Origin of the sequence: Trujillonella humicola, assembly GCF_046233715.1 — a bacterium.
GTDB lineage: Bacteria > Actinomycetota > Actinomycetes > Mycobacteriales > Geodermatophilaceae > Trujillonella > Trujillonella humicola.
The window spans coordinates 17,764-19,883 of sequence record NZ_JBJNRJ010000076.1 but is presented as its reverse complement, the minus strand read 5'-3'; the positions used below and the strand labels follow the sequence as shown (position 1 = coordinate 19,883).

Genomic DNA, 2,120 nt, shown 5'->3' with positions numbered 1-2,120 from the left:
GGACGCCGCCTGAACCCAACCGCGACACATGTCATGAGCCCACACCACGACACATGTCCGGGGACACGACATGGGCGTGACGCCCACGGATCTCCTCCGCGACCGCGGTCAGACGGGGACGGAGACGCCGACGCCACCGCGGGTCTGGGCGCCGTAGCGAGCGATCTCGCCGGCGAGGTCGAGCCGTTCGATGCGCGTGCGCGCCTGCTCCGCCTCCGGCGTGATCCGGTCGGCGGGGACGAGCCAGGACACCTCGAACTCCAGCCCGTCGGGGTCCTGGGCGTAGAGCGCCTTGGTCGTGCCGTGGTCCGAGGCGCCGACCAGGGCACCGGCCCGCTGCAGCGCGTCCCGGACCCGCTCCAGCTCGGCGAGGGTGTCGACCTCCCAGGCCAGGTGGTAGAGCCCGACGGTGCGCCGGCCGGCCTCGGAGGCGCCGGCCCGGTCACCGATGGCGAACAGCCCGAGGTCGTGGTCGTTGGTCGATCCCTCGGCCTGCAGGAAGGCGGCCCGCCCGGGGATCTCCATGACCGCCCGGAAGCCGAGGACCTCGCGGTAGAAGGCGACGCTGCGGTCGACGTCGCGCACGTAGAGGACGGCGTGGTTGAGGCGCTGGACGGGCATGGCAGTGGCTCCTGTCGGTGGGCTGACCCCAGTGTCCGCCCCTTTAGATGAAAGTTCAACCACCAAGGTGAGGCTCACCTCGGCCCCCGGGGGCCACGACATGGCCCGGGGGTGACACCCCCGTCGGGCAGGACAGGAGCGCCAGCCCACCCCCGCCCCTGTGAGGCCGCCGTGTACCTCTCCAAGACCGAGGCCGCCGCCCTGCCGACCACCCTGGTCGCCGCCCCCCGCCCGACCGCACCACCGCCGACCGGACGGCGGCGCCTCTGGCCGCTGCTGGGACCGGCCTTCGTGGCCGCGGTGGCCTACGTCGACCCGGGCAACTTCGCGACGAACTTCTCCGGCGGCGCGAGCTTCGGGTACACCCTGCTGTGGGTGATCGTCGGGGCCAACCTCATGGCGATGCTGATCCAGTCGCTGACGGCCAAGCTGGGGCTGGCCACCGGCCGCGACCTGGCGACGCTGTGCCGCGAGCGGCTGCCGAAGCGGGTGAGCCGGGGGCTGTGGCTGCAGGCGGAGGCGGTCGCCATCGCCACCGACCTCGCCGAGATCGTCGGCGGCGCGGTCGCGCTGTACCTGCTCTTCGGGGTCCCGCTGCCGATCGGCGGGGTGATCACCGCGGTGGTCGCCTTCCTGCTGCTGGGCGCGCAGTCCCGCGGGTACCGGCCGTTCGAGCGGGTGATCGCCGGCCTGCTGCTGGTGATCGGCGGTGGCTTCGTCTACACGCTGGTCGGCTCCGGGGTGGACATGGGCGGGGTGGCCGGCGGCATGGTCCCCTCGTTCGAGGGCTCGGAGAGCGTGCTGCTGGCCACCGGCAACCTCGGCGCCACGGTCATGCCGCACGTCATCTACGTGCACTCCGCCCTGACGCCGGGCCGCTACGGCGACACCGTCACCGCGGGCCGCACCGAGGCCGGCCGGCGCCGGCTGCTCAAGGCCCAGCGCATCGACGTCCTCGTCGCCATGGGCCTGGCCGGCCTGGTCAACGCCGCCATGCTGGTCATCGCCGCGCAGCTGTTCACCGCCGACGACGGCATCGAGTCGCTGGAGAGCGTGCACGCCGGCCTCGGCGACCAGCTCGGCGCCGGCGCCGCGCTCGCCTTCGCCGTGGCGCTGCTGGCCTCCGGTTTCGCCTCCTCCTCGGTCGGCACGCACGCCGGTCAGGTCGTGATGGCGGGCTTCCTGAAGCGGCACATCCCGGTGCTGGTCCGCCGGCTGATCACCCTGGCGCCGGCGCTGGCCATCCTGGTGCTGGGTGGTGACCCCACCACCGCGCTGGTGTGGTCGCAGGTGGTGCTGAGCTTCGGGATCCCGTTCGCGCTCGTGCCGCTGCTGTGGCTGACCGCCGACAAGGGCCTCATGGGCGGCTGGGTGAACCGGCGGATCACCACCGTCGCCGGGAGCGTCGTCGCCGCCCTGATCAGCGGCCTGAACATCTACCTGATCGTCGGCTTCCTCGCCTGATCGCCGCCCCGCCGTCCGCCGAAGTGGCCACTTCG

2 protein-coding genes are annotated in these 2,120 nt (G+C 73.0%); one reads left to right on the top strand and one right to left on the bottom strand.

Going from position 1 to position 2,120, the window contains the following annotated elements:
- Window positions 1-108: 108 nt before the first annotated feature.
- Window positions 109-621 carry a VOC family protein gene (locus tag ACK586_RS23595; RefSeq protein ID WP_409332965.1) on the bottom strand — a complete coding sequence of 171 codons (513 nt, stop codon included), beginning with the start codon at window positions 619-621 and terminating at the stop codon, window positions 109-111.
- A gap of 171 nt (window positions 622-792) precedes the next feature.
- On the opposite strand from ACK586_RS23595, the gene ACK586_RS23590 reads away from it, so the two are divergent.
- Window positions 793-2,085 (top strand): Nramp family divalent metal transporter, encoded by a 1,293-nt coding sequence (locus tag ACK586_RS23590; RefSeq protein WP_409332964.1) that lies wholly within the window; start codon window positions 793-795, stop codon window positions 2,083-2,085.
- Window positions 2,086-2,120: the final 35 nt, after the last annotated feature.